The sequence below is a fragment of the Peptoniphilus sp. KCTC 25270 genome, from assembly GCF_021012875.1.
Lineage (GTDB): Bacteria > Bacillota > Clostridia > Tissierellales > Peptoniphilaceae > JAJMZJ01.
The window spans coordinates 139,206-157,024 of sequence record NZ_JAJMZJ010000003.1 but is presented as its reverse complement, the minus strand read 5'-3'; the positions used below and the strand labels follow the sequence as shown (position 1 = coordinate 157,024).

Here is a 17,819-nt window from a genome sequence, read left to right as displayed (position 1 = left end):
TCATAATAAAAAGAGAAAAAAAAGAAAAAACCCCTTTACAAAGAAAGAAGAATCCGTTATGATTATATATAGTTTAGCGCAATAAAGTGATAAAGTATAAAAGTGAAGGAGAAAAGAATGAAAAAATTGATTTTACTTTTAAGCGCCATGTTTTTATTGGTAGCTTGTGGAACGACAGAAAATGGAAATGCGCCAGCAAATAATGGAAATGCTGGGGGAAATGAAACGGCAGCTGTAGAAGGAGGAGAGTTGGATAAGGAAAAAACCTATATCATTGGTTTAGACGATACTTTTGCTCCTATGGGATTTAGAGATGAAAATGGAGAATTGGTTGGTTTTGACGTAGAGCTTGCGGAAGATGCAGCGGAGCGTATGGGAATTCAAATTGAATTTCAACCAATCGATTGGTCTATGAAGGAAACTGAATTAAATGCTGGAAATATAGATTTTATCTGGAATGGATATTCTATCACACCAGAGCGAGAGGAAAAAGTAGCTTTTTCAACTCCTTATTTGGAAAATCGCCAAATTATTGTTACAATGGCTGATTCTGAAGTCAATACAAAAGCCGATTTAGAAGGAAAAGTCATTTCCATTCAAGCAGAATCTTCTGCATTGGATGCCGTAAATAAAGAGCCAGATTTTGTAAATGCTTTGGGAGAAGCGCCTGTAGAATATGCTACAAATAACGAAGCTTTCAAAGATGTGGAAATTGGCCGTGCCGATGCCATTGTTGTAGATGAAGTATTGGCCCGCTATTATATGAAACAAAATGGCGAGGAAAAATATAAGGTATTGGAAGAAAACTTTGGCGATGAAGAATTTGGTGTAGGCGTACGAAAAGACGATACCGCATTGTTGGAAGCTCTAAACGATGCTTTTGCCGCACAAAAAGACGATGGAAAATATGACGAAATCTACAGCAAATGGTTTGCAGATAACGAATAAGATCGAATGGTAAGTAGGAGGAAATTGTGAACGTATTAAACATGTTGTTGCCTTTATTAAAAGAAGGAATGGTTACCACCTTTTCGGTTTTTGGCATCACCTTATTATTTTCTTTGCCCCTTTCTATATTGGTGGCAAAGGGAAGACTTTCTAAAAATAAACTTCTTTCCAAATTGGTGGAGTTCTACATTTATTTAATGCGTGCCACTCCTCTACTACTACAATTGATGTTTGTATTTTTTGGATTGCCCATGGTTCCTGTAATTGGCATCACATTGGGAAGATTTACAGCGATTTATGTTGCTTTTGTTTTGAATTATACGGCGTATTTTGCGGAAATTTTCCGAGGGGGAATCCAATCCATTGATCCAGGTCAATGGGAAGGGGCGAAAGTACTGGGATTTTCTAAAGCATATACTTTTTGGAAGATTATTTTTCCCCAAGTGTTGGCCAGGGTTATGCCATCTATATCAAATGAAGTTATTACTTTGGTAAAAGATACCTCCTTAGTTTATATTCTAGGAGTTATGGATATATTAAAAGCTGCAAAATCGGTATCCAATTCTCTTTCTACGATTATGCCTTATTTATATGTAGGTGTGATTTATCTCGTAGTGATTGCCATATTAACAAGAATTTTGGATTCCATTGAAAGAAAGGTACAAGGATAGGAAAAGCTATGGAACTGGAAATTAGAAACTTCAAAAAATCTTTTAATGAAAACACCATATGGACCAATCTTTGTACAACGATGAAGTCAGGGGAAATTATTAGTATTCATGGGAAAAGTGGAGAAGGAAAGACGACATTCCTTCGCTGCTTAAACGGCTTAGAGCCCTTAGAAAAAGGTCAGGTATTTTTTGATGGAGAAGAAGTCGATTTAACCACAATGGGAGGGGATGAACGTCCCTTTGGAATGGTCTTCCAAGGATTCAATCTCTTTCCTCAAATGACGGTGTGGGAAAATATTGTCCTGGCTCCTAAATATCACAAACAAAAAGAAGAAGAAATTCAAGAGCGAGCTTTGGCTCTTTTGGATCAATTGGAACTGACAGAGCACAAAAACAAAAAGCCTCACCAACTTTCTGGTGGACAAAAGCAACGGGTAGCCATTGCTAGGGCTTGTATGTTGCAACCGAAAGTCCTTTGTTTCGATGAACCAACTTCTGCCTTAGATGAGGAAACCAGTGAACGCTTTGTTTCCATATTAAAAGATTTATCAAGAACAGGGATGATTCAAATTATTGTAACCCATGATAAACCCTTTGCTTTAGAAGTATCGGATCGGATTTTGCACATTCGAGAAGGTGTGTTTTTTGAAGATAAATGAAACAAAGAAGAAAATAAGAAATACCCTCCAAAGAAAAATCTCCTCTATCTTATAAGATAGAGGAGATTTTTTAGAGAAAAAAAGCAGGCGTTTCGCCTGCTCTTTTGTTATCTTCTTTTCACGGCATTCACGATTAGTAATAAAATTACAGAACCTGCAATGGCGATTAAGAAACTGTATAAGTTAAATCCAGACACTTTTCCAGCGCCTAAGAAATTGCTAGCAATAAATCCACCGATGAAAGAACCAACAATACCAGTAATGATATTTGCAACAGCTCCCATAGAAGCGTTCTTACCAACGATCATACTAGCGATCCAACCTGCAATAGCTCCAAAAATTAACCAACTAATAATACCCATATAAATCTCCTTTCAATTTTAGAAAAAATATAAATTAATTCTAAAAACTTTCTTATAATTTTTGTTATTTAATACATACCCCCAGAAAAGGCGAATAAACAAATAAAATATTTATATAAAAAATTTGACATAATAAGAAAAATAACATAAAATGATTTATGTAAAAATTTTTAAGTAAATGGGAGGTCATTATGACACAGGAACAATTAAAAGAATTAATTTGCGAAAATTTTGGAAACGATAAAGAAGATATTCAAATGGAATCTACCTTGCAAGAGGATTTGGGTTTGGATTCTTTGGATGCTGTGGAATTATCTATGGCTATTGAAGAACAATTTGGAATTGAGATTCCAGATGAAGATTTTGCCAATTTGAAAACTTTTGGCGATTTGTTGGAGTTTGTAAGTGAAAAATAATGGAAAAACATTTTGAATTAACGAAGAATTTAATCCACGAGTTTCATCGCTCGGGGATTTCTTCTTTAGAAGTAAAAATCGGGGAATATTCTTTATCTTTGAAACAATCTTGTGAGAGTGGGGCTGTTTCTTTGGAAAAAGAAGAAAAGGTAGAGAAGAATAAGGAAGAAAAACAAAGAGAAGAAAAGGAAGACAAAAGCAATCAAATCTTGGTGCAATCTCCTTTGGTAGGTGTTTTTTATTCGGCAAAAAGTCCAGAAGATGCTCCTTTTGTGAAAGAAGGAGATTTTGTAAAAGAGGGAGATATCCTTTGTATCATTGAATCCATGAAGATGATGAATGAAATCAAGGCGCCAGAAGAGGGAAGAGTCCAAAAAATTTGTTGTGACAACGAAGAATTGGTGGAATTCAATCAGGAGATTTTTGTATTGGAGAAAATCGATGCTTAAAAAAGTTTTAATTGCAAACCGTGGCGAGGTGGCTCTAAGTATTTTGAGAAATTGCAGAGAGTTGGGAATCGAAACGGTGGCGGTCTATTCCGAGGCAGATCGTGAGGAACCGGTGGTATTTTTGGCCGATGAATCGATTTGTATTGGCCCTGGGGAAAGTCGCTCTTCTTATTTGAATGAAAATCACATTTTACAGGCCGCTCTTCAAACCCATTGCGACGGGATTCATCCAGGTTACGGTTTTTTATCGGAGAATGGAGAATTTGCTAAGAAAGTAGAAGAGCAAGGTCTGAAGTTTATTGGTCCTTCTTCCCAGGTTATTTCCCAAATGGGAGATAAGATTTCTGCCAAAAATTTAATGATCGAAAACAAGATTCCAACGGTGCCAGGTTTTAATGAGGATCTTCAATCTCTGCAACAACTTTCGGAAGTGGCTGAGGAAATTGGATTTCCTGTTTTGTTAAAAGCCTCGGCAGGCGGTGGAGGAAAGGGAATGCGACGAGTGGATTCTCTTGAGGATTTGGAATGGGCTTTTAAGGTTACCAAAAAAGAATCTCGGGCCTCCTTTGGGAAAGAGGAAATTTACGTAGAAAAATTCATTGAAAATCCTAGACATATAGAGGTTCAAATTTTAGGAGATTCCTATGGAAATGTCATTCATCTTTTTGAGAGGGAATGTAGCCTTCAAAAAAAGAATCAAAAAATTATGGAAGAGGCACCTTGTCGATTTGTGTCAGAAGAATTGTTAGAAAAAATGTATCAAGCGGCTATAAATGCTGGTAAAGCCTGTGGATTTGAAGGGGCGGGAACTGTTGAGTTTATCGTAGATAAAGAGGAAAATTTTTATTTTATGGAGATGAATACTCGTCTGCAAGTGGAACATGCCGTAACGGAAATGATTACTGGAATAAATATTATTCAGGAGCAATTAAAGATTGCTTCTGGTTTGCCCATTCGTTGGAAACAAGAGGATGTAAAAAAAGAAGGACACGCAATTGAAGTACGAATCAATGCAGAGGATCCGTTACAGAATTTTATGCCCCAATGTGGTGAAATTTCTTTTTTCTTTCCTCCCGGTGGAATGGAAACTCGCTTAGAATCTTCTATTTATAGCGGGTTAAAGATTTCTCCTTATTATGATTCTATGATTGGAAAAATTATTGTCAAAGGAGATACTCGACTTTCAGCCATTAAAAAAATGCGAAGAGCCATAGAGGAAACTATTATTGATGGAATCAAAACCAACTTAGGGTTTCAATATGGAATTTTGCATGAAAAAGATTTTTTACGAGGAAGAATTCACACAGGTTATGTAGAAGAAAAGGGACATGGGATTCTAGAAGGAATGCGAATATTTGAAAGAAGTGAGTAGATGGGGAGCTTAAATACTAGAAGAAAATTATTGGAGATGATTCGGAGATTTCGTTCCAAACAAGGGGAAGAAGAGAAAATTTCTAAGGAGAAATCCTTTGTTATCTGCCCTAAGTGTAGAAGAGGAAGTTCAGTAGAGAATCTAAAAAACCATCTATGGGTTTGTCCTCATTGCGGAAATCATTTTAAGATTTCCGGGGAAGAACGATTGAATGCCTTGTTTGATAAAGGATATGAAAAAATCCATTTTCATTCTAGAATTTACAATCCCATAGATTTTCCAGACTATGAAAAACTTCGAGAAAAGATCAAGAAAAAAACGAATTTGGAAGAAGCTCTTGTTATCGCAAAGGGGAAAATTTATGGAGAGACAGCCTTTGTTTGTCTATTGGAGCAGGAATATTTAATGGGAAGTTTAGGCACTTATATGGGAGAAGAAATTGTCTCTATGTTTGAGAAAGCTATGGAGGAAAAAATTCCCGTGATTATTTTTTCTGCCAGTGGCGGCGCGAGAATGCAAGAAGGGATTTTTTCTTTAATGCAAATGGCAAAAACTGCGGCGGCAATTGGGGAATTTTCTAGAAGAGGCCTTCTTTATATTAGTGTGTTAACCAATCCCACAACAGGGGGAGTTAGTGCAAGTTTTGCCTCTTTAGGGGATGTAATTATTGCAGAACCAGACGCCTTAATTGGATTTGCAGGGCCCAGAGTCATTGAACAAACAGTGAGACAGACCCTTCCAGAAGGATTTCAAAGAGCAGAAAAATTAGAAGAATGTGGATTTGTTGATTGTATTTCTCCAAGGGAAGAACAGAGGAAGACCATTCATACTTTTTTATCCCTTCATAGAAAGACAGGTGCAAAATATGAGTCGAATTTATGAGATGGTAAAAAACGCTCGCTCAGAGGATAGAATTCGAGGAAGAGAAATAATAGAAGAACTGTTTCAATCCATTCTCTATCTAAAAGGCGATCGCTATTTTGGAGATTCCAAGACAGTAATTGGCGGAATCGCAGAATTTGAAGGACAACCGATTACTTTTATTGGAATGCAAAAAGGATCTGGAGTGGAAGAGGCGGTAGAAACCAATTTTGGAATGCCTTTGCCCGAGGGATATCGAAAAGGAATTCGCCTAATGGAACAAGCAGAAAAATTTCGCCGACCGGTCATTGCCTTTATTGATACCCCCGGGGCCTATCCTGGTATTGAAGCGGAAGAGAGAGGCCAGTTTCAAGCCATTGCAAGTTCTTTGGAAAAGATGAGCTCTTTAACGGTTCCAACCATAGCTTTTGTCATTGGAGAAGGTGGATCTGGTGGAGCCTTGGCTTTTTCTGTAGCCAATAAAATATATATGCTAGAAAAAGCGATATATTCTATTTTATCTCCCGAAGGATTTGCCAGTATTTTATGGAAGGATGCCAGTTTGGCCGATAAAGCGGCGGAGATTATGAAAATTACGGCTCAGGATTTGCATGAATTTGGAATCGTAGATGAAGTGGTTCAGGAGAAAGAGAATATTCCAAATTATGAACAAATGAAGAAGTTATTAAGAGAAGAGTTAAAACGTACATTTTCCATGACAGGGGAAGAAATTCGCCGAGAAAAGTATGAAAAATATAGAAGAATAGGAAAATAGGATGGGACTTGAATTTATAGAAATAAAAAAACTGGATTTGTCCAAAAAAATTTCCAATCGCTTTTTCTTAGATAAGATAGAAACGACGGAAGAATGGATTAAAACAAGAACCGGGATAGAAAATCGATATTATTCAGAATCCACCCCTTCTGAAATGGCTGTAGAGTTGGCAAAAAAAATAAAAATCCACAAGAAAAAATTAAAGCTCATTCTTGTGGCCTCCTTTACATCGGATTTGATTTTGCCGTCGGTGGCTGGGTTGATTCATAAGGAGTTGGAGTTAGAGGAAGATTGTTTGGCTTTGGATATCAATATGGCTTGTACAGGATTTGTAGGAGCCATGATCTTAGGGGAACGATTTTTGAAAAAGGGCGAACAGGGGCTAATTATTGCAACGGAAAAAATTTCGGAAGTATTGGATCCTACAGATCGAAGAACCTCTATTTTATTTGGAGATGGATGTGCAGGAGCCCTTGTGGAAAAAAATGAAAAACGCTGGGAAACGAATCAAAAAACCTTTGGAAACGAAGAGGCACTGTATGAAAAAAAGGGAGAGTACTTGCAAATGCAAGGAAGAGAAGTGTATCGCTTTGCCGTAGAAAAAGTGCCAAAATCAATCGAAGAATTATTGGAAAGATCAAAGGTAGAGAAAGAGGAAATCCAATACATTGTGGCTCACCAGGCCAATGGAAGAATCTTAAAACAAATTGCGAAAAAAACAGAAATTTCTCAAGAAAAATTTTTATCGAATGTAGAAGAATACGGAAATACATCCGCGGCTTCGATTCCTATTTTATTGGCAGAGTCCTATAAAAAATTTCAACCAGGGGATAAAATTCTATTCTCTGCTTTTGGGGCTGGTTTGAGTATCTGTTCTGTGTTAATGGAGTGGTAAGATGAATATCAATGAATTATTAAATATAAAATATCCCATTTTACAAGGGGGAATGGCCCATATTGCCACAGGAGAATTTGCAGCAACCCTATCCAATGCTGGGGCCTTAGGAACCATCGGTTCTGGTGGAATGAGTCCACAACGTTTGAAGAGAGAAATTGAAATCTGTCAATCTTTAACTGATCGCCCTTTTGCTGTAAACCTTATGATGTTGCGCCCAGACATTCGAGAGATTATCGATATTGTTTTAGAGTCTGGCGTAAAAATTGTTACGGCAGGGGCAGGAAGCCCAGGACCCTTTATGAAGGAGTTAGAAGAAGCAGGAATTTTGGTCTTTCCTGTGATTTCATCCCCTATACAGGCAAAAAAATTATCAAAGTATAAACTGGGAGGAATTATAGCCGAAGGAATGGAAGCGGGCGGTCACATTGGAGAAATGACTACTATGGTACTGGTTCCTCAAGCAAAAGAAGCGACAGATTTGCCCCTTATTTCTGGCGGCGGAATTGCTTCAGGGAAACAAATGTTAGCGGCAGAAATTCTAGGGGCACAAGGAGTCCAAATTGGAACGGCCTTTTTGTTAACGGAAGAATGTCCAATCCATGAAGAATACAAAAAATCACTTTTGAAAGCAACGGCATCAAAAGTAACGACCGTAGGAAATATAAATGGACTTCCCATGCGAATTTTGAAAAACAATATGGCAAGGGAATACAAAAAACTAGAGAAGGAAGAGTCCAATATAGAAACATTAGAAACTTTTACTGTAGGAAGATTAAGAGAAGCTGTAGTAAATGGAGATGTAATAAACGGATCGGTTATGACAGGATATACAGTTGGGCAATTGGATCGAATTCTTCCAGTAAAAGATTTTATAGAGCAGATTCTAGGAGAATACGAAGAGGCGAAAAAATGTCTATTGAAATAAAAGGAAAAGAGATGACCATCCCCGTTGTTCAAGGGGGCATGGGCATTGGAATATCAACAGGGAAATTGGCCGGTGCCGTTGCCGCAGAGGGGGGAATGGGAACTCTTTCTTTTGTAAACTGTGGATATGAAGAAGAAGATTTTTACCAGAATCCCATAGAGGCAAACAAAAGAGCTTTTGAAAAAAATCTAAAAAAAGCCAAGGAAATTTCTCAAGGAAAAGGAATTTTAATGGTCAATATTATGCACGTAGTCAATCATTTTTTTGAATACTTAGAATTTATAAATACAACAGAGATTGACGGTGTTGTAGTAGGGGCGGGCTTGCCCTTAGAATTGCCTCAATATATTGGAGAAGACAAGAGAATCGCCCCGATTGTATCCTCTGGAAGGGCTTTGAAAATTATTTTGCGAAAGTGGAAGAAAAAATACAATCGAGTGCCAGATTTTGTCGTTTTGGAAGGTCCAAAGGCTGGGGGACATCTAGGCTTCAAAAAAGAAGATTTATCCATGGATTTGTTTCAAGAATTAGAAGAAATAAAAAAGATTCTTCGTGAATATGGGGAAGAATCCATTCCTGTATTTATAGGGGGAGGGTTTGGAACCAAAGAAGGATTTCAAACCGCCATGGAAAAAGGGGCAGATGGAGTTCAAATTGGGACGGGATTTTTATTTACAAAAGAATCTGGCTTGGATCCCGTGGCAAAAGAATGCTTGGTAGAATCATTGAGAAAAGGGAAAATAGAAGACCAAATTATTCAAAGTCCTGTAGGACTTTTGGGCAGGGCCTTAAATACAGAATTTGTGAGAAAAGTAGAGGAAGAAAAAGTTCCTGCCAAACATTGTGTAGCTTGTATTTCTACTTGCAATCCAAAGACAACACCCTATTGCATCAATGAAGCCTTAATTCGCGGGGTAAAAGGAAATCAAGAAGAAGGGCTTTTTTTCTCAGGGTCGGACGGTCGCAGAATAAAAGAGATCCTTTCTGTAAAAGACTATTTGAAGGAAATATTGGGAGAATAAGATGAAAAAAACAGCAGTAGTATTTGGAGGACAAGGAAGTCAATACGTTGGCTTAGGAAAGAAAATTTTTGAAAAATATCCAGAAATAGGAGATCTTTTTGATGAATTGGGAGAACCCCTAAAAAAAATTGCCTTTGAGGGAACTCCGGAAGAAATTTCCAAAACAAAAAACCTACAACCGATTATGGTTACTTTTCAACTGGGAATTTGGGAATTAATAAAGGATTTTGTTACAGTGGATTCTACATGTGGTTTGAGTTTAGGGGAATACGGCGCCTTAGTTGTAAGTGAATCCATAGATAAGATGGACGGAATCAAAATGGTAAAAGAGCGTGGCAAAGTTATGGAAGCGGCGGCAGAGAAAGAAGAAACAACCATGCTTGCTGTTTTGAACATGGAGCGAGACGACTTAGAGCGTTTTTTAGAGAAGGATTTTCCTGAGGTATTTATCGGAAATCAAAATAGCTCAAAGCAAATTGTAGTTGGTGGCCGCGTAGAAGAAATTCAAAACTTGCGAAAGGCTCTAAAATCTCAAGGACACAAAGGAATTCCATTAAAGGTAAGTGCGGCCTTCCATACTCCCTTTATGGAGGAAGCGGCGGAAGAATATGAGAAAACTTTAGAAAAAATCCATTTCCAAAGTCCAAAGAAAAAATATTACCCAAACCTTACAGGAGAAATATACAAAGGAGAGGATTTTCCTTCTTTGCTAAAAGATCAGATTGTTTCTCCCGTTATGTTGTATAAGACCTTAAAAAATATGATAGAAGATGGCGTGTCTACTTTTATTGAAATTGGGCCAGGAAAAGTTATTTCTAATATTTTGAAAAAAGAATTTTCAGATAAAGAAATAGAAATCTATACCTTATCCAATGATGAAGAGGCCATAGAATTTGTGGAGGAAAGAAGATATGGAAAAGAAAAAAATAGCGTTTGTTAGTGGAGCTACAGGAGGAATTGGATCTGCTACGGCACGAAAATTAGAAGAACTAGGATATTTTGTAATTCTCCATGGAAGAAATGAAGAGAAGCTAAACCAATTGAAGGAAGAACTGGGAGAGAATGCCTATATTGTAAAGGGAGATTTGTCCCAATACGAAGTCTGTGAGTCTATCGTTTCCCAATGCTTGGAACATTTTGGGCAAGTAGATCTTCTTGTAAACAATGCAGGAATAACAAAAGACAATTTAATTTTGCGAATGAAACCAGAAGATTTTGTGGAAGTAATAGAAACCAACTTAAATAGTGCTTTTTATATGAGTAAGTTGTTGTGTAAACCGATGATCAAAGCAAAAGGGGGAAGAATCGTAAATATTTCTTCTATTTCTGGGATTCACGGAAATTTTGGTCAAGCCAACTACTCTTCTGCCAAAGCAGGAATGATTGGCCTAACAAAAACATTAGCAAAGGAACTGGCAAGCAAAAATATTTTGGTTAATGCCATTGCTCCTGGTTTTATTGAAACTCCCATGACAGAGGGACTTAAAGAGGAAACAAAAGAAAATATTCTAAGCCAAATTCCTCTAAAATCTTTTGGAAAACCAGAGGATATAGCCAATGTAGTAGGATTTTTAGCCTCTGAAGATTCTCGCTATATTACCGGACAAGTTATTTCTGTTGATGGAGGCATGAATATATGAGACGAGTAGTCATTACTGGAATTGGGTTGGTTAGCCCCATTGGTTCGGATCGAGAAACCATTTTAGAAAATGTAAAAAAGAAAAAATGTGGAATCGATCAAATTTCGGCCTATGATGTGGAAGGTAGAGAAGTTACCTTGGCGGCTGAAATAAAAGATTTGGATCTAGAAGAAGAGTTTACTCGCAAAGAACAAAAAAGACTAGACCGCGTAAATCTATTGGGAATGATTGCAGCAAGAAGAGCCATGAAAGATGCCAATTTAACGGTGGAAGAAATAGAGAAGGAAAAGGTAGGCGTATTTGTTTCCTCTGGAATTGGCGGATTGCAATCCATTGAAGAGGAACATAGCCGAGGATTAAAACGAGGATTTGATAAAGTCAGCCCTTATTTTATCCCTATGGCCATTTCCAATTTAACTGCGGCCAATATTGCCATGGAACTCCATGCCCACGGATCTTGTCAATGTCATGTAACGGCTTGTGCCGGTTCCACCAATGCCATTGGAGAAGCTTTCCGAAATATAAAACATGGCTATGAAGATATTATTTTTGCCGGAGGAAGCGAAGCGAGTATTACCGAGTTGGGAATCGGCGGCTTTACTTCTATGAAGGCGTTATCTACAGCCACAGACAAGGACCGAGCGTCCATTCCCTTTGATCGAGATCGAGATGGATTTGTTATGGGAGAAGGAGCTGGAATTTTTGTATTGGAAGAATTAGAGCATGCAAAAAAGCGAAAGGCCAATATTTTGGGAGAAGTTGTAGGATATGGCACCAATTGCGATGCATATCACATTACTTCACCAGCTCCAGGGGGAGAATATGCAGCAAAGGCCATGGTTTTAGCCATGGAAGAGGCAGGCGTTTCACCGGAAGAAATTGGTTACATTAACGCCCATGGAACCTCGACCCCATTAAACGATCGTTATGAAACGGCGGCCATTCGTTCTGTTTTTGGAGAAGATCCAGAAGTGTTGGTTTCTTCTACAAAATCTCAAATTGGTCATTTGTTGGGCGCCTCTGGTGCGGTTGAAACGGGAATTTCGATTTTGACCATAAACGAAAATATTTTGCCTCCTTTAATTCATTCGAAATATTTTGACGAGGAGTGCCAATTGTCTTTTGTAACAGAGATTGAAGAGCACAAGGTAGATTATTTTCTCAAAAACTCTTTAGGCTTTGGCGGGCACAATGCGTCTTTGGTTTTGAAAAGGTGGGAAAAATGACATTAAATATAGAAGAAATTCAAGAAATTCTGCCTCATCGCTATCCATTTTTAATGGTAGATCGAATTCTTTCAGTAGAGAAAGGAGAAAAGGCAGAGGGGATAAAATGTGTAAGTGGAAACGAACCCTATTTTCAAGGACATTTCCCTGAAAAAAAAGTTATGCCAGGGGTCTTGCAAGTGGAAGCAGTAGCCCAAGTGGGGGCAGTGGCTTTGTTAATGGAAGAAACGGGGAAAATTGCTTATCTTGGCGGAATAAAAAAAGCAAGATTCTATAAAGAAGTGGTTCCAGGGGACCTTTTAGAGATCAAATGTAGTATAATAAAACACAAAGGAAATATAGGATTTGGAGAGGGAGAAATTTTTGTAGCAGGAGAAAAAGTTATGTCCTGCGAGATTTCTTTCGCGATTGCTTAGTTTGTGGTGGTACTATGTTAGAACAAAAATTTTCAGAAGTGTACAATAAATTCAAATTGAATCTATACAAAAATATGTTTCGAAACCTTCAAGGAAGAGAAGCGACTTTAACAGCGACAGAAACTTTTACTGTAGAGGTAATTCATGCTTTGGATCGACCAAGAGTTAGTGAAATCACTGCATTTTTGGAAATGTCTCATCCCAATGTAGCCTATAAAATAGGTTCTTTGGTAAAAAAAGGTTATCTTCGGAAAATTCAATCGGAAGAAGATAAGAGGGAATACTATTTAGAGGTAACTGATAAATTCTATGATTATTATGCTTTGAAAGAAGAATATCTCAATACGGTTTTGAATCGGTTGAAAAATCGAATTGATGAAGAAGATTTAGAAAAATTAGAGTCCATTTTAACGATTATGAGTGAAGAATTAATGCCAGAAGTTACAGATTTTATCAATAAAAAACAGGCTTGTTATAGAAACAAGCCTATTTTTTTATGCAGATTCTTCTTCATCGAATTGTGCATTATATAAGTTGTAATATTCGCCCTGTTTTGCAATTAATTCCTCATGGCTTCCCTGTTCTACAATATTTCCATTTTGTAAAACTAAGATTTTATCTGCCCCAACAATGGTAGAAAGACGATGGGCAATAACGAAATTGGTTCGTCCCTTCATCAATTCGTCCATGGCTTTTTGAATCAATTTTTCGGTTCGAGTATCCACGGAACTTGTGGCCTCGTCCAAGATTAAAATATCCGGATCCGAAACCAAGGCACGAGCAATGGTTAGAAGTTGTCGTTGCCCCGAACTAATACTGGATCCATCTTCATGGATGATGGTATCGTATCCTTCTGGGAGGGTTCGAATAAAATTATCAGCAAAAGTGGCTTTTGCCGCCTTCACTACATCTTCCATAGTTGCTCCAGGTTTTCCGTAGGCAATATTGGCGAAAATTGTATCGGAAAATAACCAAGTATCTTGAAGAACCATACCAAAAATATTTCGTAAATCATCTCGTGGAATTTCTCGAATATCGGTTCCATCGATTTTAATGGACCCCTTGTTTACGTCATAAAAACGCATCAATAGGTTAATCAATGTAGTTTTTCCAGCGCCTGTTGGGCCAACGATAGCAATGGTTTCGCCGCTATTGACTTCAAGGGAAAAATCTTGAATAACCATTTCGTCTTCGTTGTAGCCAAAAAATACATTTTCAAAAGAAACTTCTCCACAACAATGTTCTGGTAAATCTTCACGATTCGTTACAGGAGCTTCTTCTTCTGCGTCTAAAACTTGGAAGATACGACCAGCGGCTGCAATGGCAGATTGTAAGGAGCTAACGACCTCGGCCATTTGAGAAATGGGTTGATTGATTTTTCTGGAATATTGAATAAAGGCTTGGATCGCTCCAATGGTTAAGGCGTTATTTAATACGAGAATACCACCTAAAACAGTTATAATTACATAGCCAATATTGGAAACAAAACTGGTTAGAGGCATAATCAATCCGGAAATAAATTGAGATTTATAGCTGGCTTGGTACAATTCCTTATTGATTTCTTGGAATTCCTTTATAGCGACTTCTTCAAAAGTATAGGACTTAACTACTTCTTGTCCACTGACCATTTCCTCTAAATATCCGTCCAATTTTCCTAAAGTAGAACTTTTCTTTCGGAAGTGGTGTTGACTTTTTGAGGCCACAAGGCCTGTAATCAATCCACTAAGAGGAAGAGAAATTAAGGCGACCAAAGTCAGACGGATTTCAATAGAAAACATCATAATTAAAATTCCGATGATGGTAACAAAAGCGCTGATAATTTGAGCAATATTTTGGCGCATATTGTTTCCAATGGAATCCATATCGTTGGTCATACGACTGAGCAAGTCCCCTACCTTGTGTTGATCCAAATAAGAAAGGGGAAGTTTTTTGACTTTGCGGGATAAATCTTCTCGCAAGCGATAGGTCATATTTTGGGTTGCTTTTACCAGCATTCGACCTCGCAACAATAGGAAGAGAGAACTGGTAATATATAGAGCCCCAAGAATGAGAATAATTCTTATAAGATAGCTATAATCAATTCCTGTTCCATTTGTAATGCTATTAAAAATCGAAGTAACGCCCAAACCTAAAATCCAAGGGGTGAAAATATCAAAAATTGTACTGGCTGCTGTAAAAAAGATAGCCAAAAATACAAAGATTTTATCTTCTTTCAGATAGCTCATGAGTCGTTTTACAATATCGAGACTTTCCTTGGAACGAAGAGAACGACGATCTCTTTCTTCTACAACAGTAAAACGTCTACCCATTTTGCACCTCCTTTTCTCCCAACTGAGAAATGGCAATTTCTCGGTAGATATCTGAAGATTTTAATAATTCTTCATGGGTGCCGCGGGATAAAATTTCTCCATCTTCTAAAACCAAAATCTCGTCTGCATCGGTAACGGTCATGACCCTTTGGGCCACAACAATGGTAGCCGATTCTTCAGACAATGGTTCCAATTCTTGGCGTAGCTTACGGTCGGTTTTATAATCAAGAGCACTAAAGGAGTCATCAAACATATAGACGAGAGGATTTTTTGCCAAAGCCCGAGCAATGGAAAGACGTTGCTTTTGTCCCCCAGATAAATTCTTTCCACCTTGAGCAATCATATGCTCTAAATTTTTTTCCATACCAGAAATAAAATCATTGGCTTGGGCTATGGATAGAAGTTTCCAAACTTTATCATCGGAAAGATCTTCTTCCAAGCCAAGATTTAGATTGCTTTTTACGGTACGCGAGAACAAAAGAGATTTTTGAGGAACGTAACCCAATTTATCTCGCAATGTTTCCAAAGCGATTTTTTGGATGGGGATTCCATTTAAGCGGATTTCTCCCTCTGTAACATCATAAAAGCGGTTGATTAATTTCAAAATGGTAGATTTTCCAGAACCGGTACCTCCAATAATGGCCAATTTTTCTCCTTCTTTTACAGTAAAAGAAAGATCATACAAAACAGGGCGTTCTGCTCCCGGATATTGAAAGGTAACATGATCAAAAGTTAACTCAACAGGTCCTTCAGGAATTTCTGTCATTCCATGGGGTGGAGCAACAGGCTCCCTCAATACTTCAACAATCCGTGAATAACTAGCTTGGGCCGTTGGATACATAGCAAATAACATGGAAAACATCATTACAGCAAACATAATTTGGGTAATGTATTGAATGTAAGCCATTAAATCTCCCACAGCCATACTTCCGGCATCAATTTGCCCAGCGGCCAACCACAATACAGCAATCATACTTAAATTAAAAATTAAGTTAAAGACAGGAAGCATGCTTACCAATAAATAATTTACTTTAATGGAAGTTTCTAACATATCTTTGTTGGTTTCTCCAAATCGGACCTCTTCCGATTCTTCTCGATGGAAGGCTCGGATTACGCGAATTCCGGTCAATCTTTCTCTAAATAATAAATTAATGTGGTCCGTTAATTTTCGAATTTTATGGAACCAAGGAATACTGGATCGGGCAATGTAAGTAACAATTAATAGTAACAAAGGCGCCGATAGGAGTATAATAAGAGAAAGACGAGAATTTGTACGAATGGCCATGGTTGTAGCTGCAATAAACATAATCGGTGCACGAACCAAAGGACGTAAAGCGACAATGGCCATTCTTTCTACTTGGGTAACGTCGTCGGTGGTTCTTGTTAAAATTGAAGGCGCTCCAAATTTTTCGAATTGCTCAAAGCTTAGCCCCAAAACGTGGGAGAATAAGCCATTTCGCAAATCTCTAGAAAAAGACATGGAAACCTTCGCGGAAAAATGCCCAGAAATTACCGTCAATAAAACGGAGACAAGGGACAATCCAATCATTTGGATTCCCAACTCATAAATAAGGGGAATATTTCCTGTAAGAACCCCTTCGTCGACGATTCGACTCATAAATTGTGGTAAATACAAATCAGCAAAAATGCTTGCAAATATCAAAAGGATAATTATGCAAATTTGCGGAATGTAAGGGGTTATATATTTTTTCAAATGCATCTCCTATTCTAAAAAACTATTGTAAGTGCTAACATTTATATATACCCTAAAAGACAAAGGAAAACAAGGAATATTTATGAAAATAACAAAAATAAATAAGGACGAATTTGTTCAAGTAAATGGAAGTTATGGGTTTAATCAAAATTGGATGAGAGGAATGGTTTCTGATTTTTATGTATTAAGAGGTTGTGGTGTGGCGGCCATTGCCAACGCCATCTTTTATTTAGAAGAAGAGTATTCTGTGGAAAAGAAAAAAGCCTTGGCTTTTATGAAGGATTTATTTTCTTCTTTACGCCCTAGAATTTGGGGGATTGGAAGCATTTGGGCTCTAAATATGGGATTGAAAAAATGGGCCCGAAGAGGAAATCCCTATTATGAAATCATTCCCTATAGAGGAAAAGATTATGGAACAGAAGCTTTGGATTATATACGCAGTTGTCTAAAAAGAAATCAGCCGGTTTTAATGCTAAATACGGATTTTGGACACAGAGCTTTTCGCCTTCATTGGATTACCATTACAGAACTTCGAGAAGAAGGAGAAGAGGCGACCATTTATTTTTCCAGTTGGGGACGAAGATACAAATTGAATTTTTGGAAATATTTTAACCAACCAACCTTCCATCGCTCTATGGGGGTTTTGGTAAAGAGAGGAGAATTTTCATGAGATCACTGTATGTGCAACAAAAGGTATTTAAGGTTACGGACCATTATCCTATTTTAGATGAAAACAAAAATCCGGTATATTTTGTGGACCAGGATTTTAAGTTTGTGGGGAATACGGTTCATGTAAAAGATTCAGAAGGGAATCCAATTTTTACCATTAATCGAGAAATATTTACTTTTTTACCCCGTTATAAGGTGGAGTTTGTAGACGGAAGAGAGATTTTCTTAAACAGTCGATTTACTTTTTTCAAACAAGCCATTGATGTCGAAGCCCAAGGACAAAAACTTTTTGTTCAAGGGGATTTTTTAAGCCGCTCCTTTCAAGTATTGGACGGAGAACAAGTCTTAGGATCCATTGACCGAGAACTATTCCGTTTTGCCGATGTGTTTGAAATGAAAATTCACGATGAAAGCAAACAGGATTTAATTGTTGCGATTATGATTGCTGTAGACAATATTATTGATGAACAAGAAAAAAAATAAAATT

General features: G+C 37.6%; 21 protein-coding genes. 18 read left to right on the top strand and 3 right to left on the bottom strand.

Annotated features, from left to right (window positions below; translation table 11 throughout):
• Positions 1-117: 117 nt before the first annotated feature.
• Genes LQU94_RS06290 through LQU94_RS06280 form a run of 3 tightly spaced genes read left to right on the top strand, consistent with a single transcriptional unit; the run spans position 118 to position 2,278 of the window.
• Complete coding sequence (locus tag LQU94_RS06290; RefSeq protein ID WP_230696848.1) at positions 118-948, top strand: amino acid ABC transporter substrate-binding protein; 831 nt, start codon at positions 118-120, stop codon at positions 946-948.
• Between the two features lie 26 nt (positions 949-974).
• On the top strand, positions 975-1,619 hold the full coding sequence (locus LQU94_RS06285; RefSeq protein ID WP_230696847.1) for an amino acid ABC transporter permease: 645 nt from the start codon (positions 975-977) through the stop codon (positions 1,617-1,619).
• An 8-nt stretch (positions 1,620-1,627) separates the two neighbouring features.
• Complete coding sequence (locus LQU94_RS06280; protein ID WP_230696846.1) at positions 1,628-2,278, top strand: amino acid ABC transporter ATP-binding protein; 651 nt, start codon at positions 1,628-1,630, stop codon at positions 2,276-2,278.
• A gap of 107 nt (positions 2,279-2,385) precedes the next feature.
• Here the strand turns inward: LQU94_RS06280 and LQU94_RS06275 are convergent, their stop codons facing one another.
• Positions 2,386-2,586, bottom strand: a complete 201-nt coding sequence (locus LQU94_RS06275; RefSeq protein WP_230696845.1) for a GlsB/YeaQ/YmgE family stress response membrane protein — start codon at positions 2,584-2,586, stop codon at positions 2,386-2,388.
• Positions 2,587-2,831: 245 nt separating this feature from the next.
• Between LQU94_RS06275 and acpP the strand changes: the two genes are divergently transcribed.
• From acpP to LQU94_RS06210, 13 genes are read left to right on the top strand one after another with little or no spacing between them, the layout of a single operon-like run.
• Complete coding sequence (acpP, locus tag LQU94_RS06270) at positions 2,832-3,056, top strand: acyl carrier protein (protein ID WP_230696844.1); 225 nt, start codon at positions 2,832-2,834, stop codon at positions 3,054-3,056.
• Positions 3,056-3,505 (top strand): biotin/lipoyl-containing protein, encoded by a 450-nt coding sequence (locus LQU94_RS08065; RefSeq protein ID WP_255702413.1) that lies wholly within the window; start codon positions 3,056-3,058, stop codon positions 3,503-3,505. The genes acpP and LQU94_RS08065 overlap by 1 nt, the downstream gene beginning before the upstream one ends.
• The gene (gene accC / locus LQU94_RS06260; RefSeq protein WP_230696843.1) at positions 3,498-4,877 is read left to right on the top strand and encodes an acetyl-CoA carboxylase biotin carboxylase subunit; all 1,380 of its coding nucleotides are present in this window, start codon (positions 3,498-3,500) and stop codon (positions 4,875-4,877) included. Before LQU94_RS08065 ends, accC begins: the two co-directional genes overlap by 8 nt.
• Positions 4,878-4,913: 36 nt before the next feature.
• Entirely contained in the window at positions 4,914-5,759 is an 846-nt protein-coding gene (locus LQU94_RS06255) for an acetyl-CoA carboxylase carboxyltransferase subunit beta (RefSeq protein WP_230696842.1), read from the top strand.
• Positions 5,743-6,513: a carboxyltransferase subunit alpha gene (gene accA / locus LQU94_RS06250; protein ID WP_230696841.1), complete on the top strand. Its 771-nt coding sequence runs from the start codon at positions 5,743-5,745 to the stop codon at positions 6,511-6,513. The genes LQU94_RS06255 and accA overlap by 17 nt, the downstream gene beginning before the upstream one ends.
• A gap of 1 nt (position 6,514) precedes the next feature.
• Complete coding sequence (locus LQU94_RS06245; RefSeq protein WP_230696840.1) at positions 6,515-7,408, top strand: ketoacyl-ACP synthase III; 894 nt, start codon at positions 6,515-6,517, stop codon at positions 7,406-7,408.
• Position 7,409: 1 nt separating this feature from the next.
• Positions 7,410-8,336, top strand: a complete 927-nt coding sequence (locus LQU94_RS06240; protein ID WP_230696839.1) for a nitronate monooxygenase family protein — start codon at positions 7,410-7,412, stop codon at positions 8,334-8,336.
• Positions 8,321-9,358: a nitronate monooxygenase family protein gene (locus LQU94_RS06235; protein ID WP_230696838.1), complete on the top strand. Its 1,038-nt coding sequence runs from the start codon at positions 8,321-8,323 to the stop codon at positions 9,356-9,358. The genes LQU94_RS06240 and LQU94_RS06235 overlap by 16 nt, the downstream gene beginning before the upstream one ends.
• A gap of 1 nt (position 9,359) precedes the next feature.
• The gene (locus LQU94_RS06230) at positions 9,360-10,298 is read left to right on the top strand and encodes an ACP S-malonyltransferase (RefSeq protein ID WP_230696837.1); all 939 of its coding nucleotides are present in this window, start codon (positions 9,360-9,362) and stop codon (positions 10,296-10,298) included.
• Positions 10,270-10,998 (top strand): 3-oxoacyl-[acyl-carrier-protein] reductase, encoded by a 729-nt coding sequence (gene fabG, locus LQU94_RS06225; RefSeq protein ID WP_230696836.1) that lies wholly within the window; start codon positions 10,270-10,272, stop codon positions 10,996-10,998. Before LQU94_RS06230 ends, fabG begins: the two co-directional genes overlap by 29 nt.
• Positions 10,995-12,224, top strand: coding sequence for a beta-ketoacyl-ACP synthase II (fabF, locus tag LQU94_RS06220; RefSeq protein WP_230696835.1), 1,230 nt, complete (start codon positions 10,995-10,997; stop codon positions 12,222-12,224). Before fabG ends, fabF begins: the two co-directional genes overlap by 4 nt.
• Positions 12,221-12,640, top strand: a complete 420-nt coding sequence (gene fabZ / locus LQU94_RS06215) for a 3-hydroxyacyl-ACP dehydratase FabZ (RefSeq protein ID WP_230696834.1) — start codon at positions 12,221-12,223, stop codon at positions 12,638-12,640. The genes fabF and fabZ overlap by 4 nt, the downstream gene beginning before the upstream one ends.
• Positions 12,641-12,654: 14 nt before the next feature.
• Positions 12,655-13,173, top strand: coding sequence for a winged helix DNA-binding protein (locus LQU94_RS06210; RefSeq protein WP_230696833.1), 519 nt, complete (start codon positions 12,655-12,657; stop codon positions 13,171-13,173).
• Here LQU94_RS06210 and LQU94_RS06205 read toward each other — a convergent pair.
• Both LQU94_RS06205 and LQU94_RS06200 read right to left on the bottom strand, forming a co-directional pair.
• Positions 13,135-14,949 carry an ABC transporter ATP-binding protein gene (locus LQU94_RS06205; RefSeq protein ID WP_230696832.1) on the bottom strand — a complete coding sequence of 605 codons (1,815 nt, stop codon included), beginning with the start codon at positions 14,947-14,949 and terminating at the stop codon, positions 13,135-13,137. The two genes, LQU94_RS06210 and LQU94_RS06205, sit on opposite strands and share 39 nt — an antisense overlap.
• Complete coding sequence (locus tag LQU94_RS06200; RefSeq protein ID WP_230696831.1) at positions 14,942-16,663, bottom strand: ABC transporter ATP-binding protein; 1,722 nt, start codon at positions 16,661-16,663, stop codon at positions 14,942-14,944. Before LQU94_RS06200 ends, LQU94_RS06205 begins: the two co-directional genes overlap by 8 nt.
• A gap of 82 nt (positions 16,664-16,745) precedes the next feature.
• Between LQU94_RS06200 and LQU94_RS06195 the strand changes: the two genes are divergently transcribed.
• Together LQU94_RS06195 and LQU94_RS06190 are read left to right on the top strand one after the other, a co-directional pair.
• A complete protein-coding gene (locus LQU94_RS06195) occupies positions 16,746-17,333 on the top strand; it encodes a hypothetical protein (protein ID WP_230696830.1) in 588 nt (195 codons plus the stop codon).
• Entirely contained in the window at positions 17,330-17,815 is a 486-nt protein-coding gene (locus tag LQU94_RS06190) for an LURP-one-related/scramblase family protein (protein WP_230696829.1), read from the top strand. Before LQU94_RS06195 ends, LQU94_RS06190 begins: the two co-directional genes overlap by 4 nt.
• Positions 17,816-17,819: the final 4 nt, after the last annotated feature.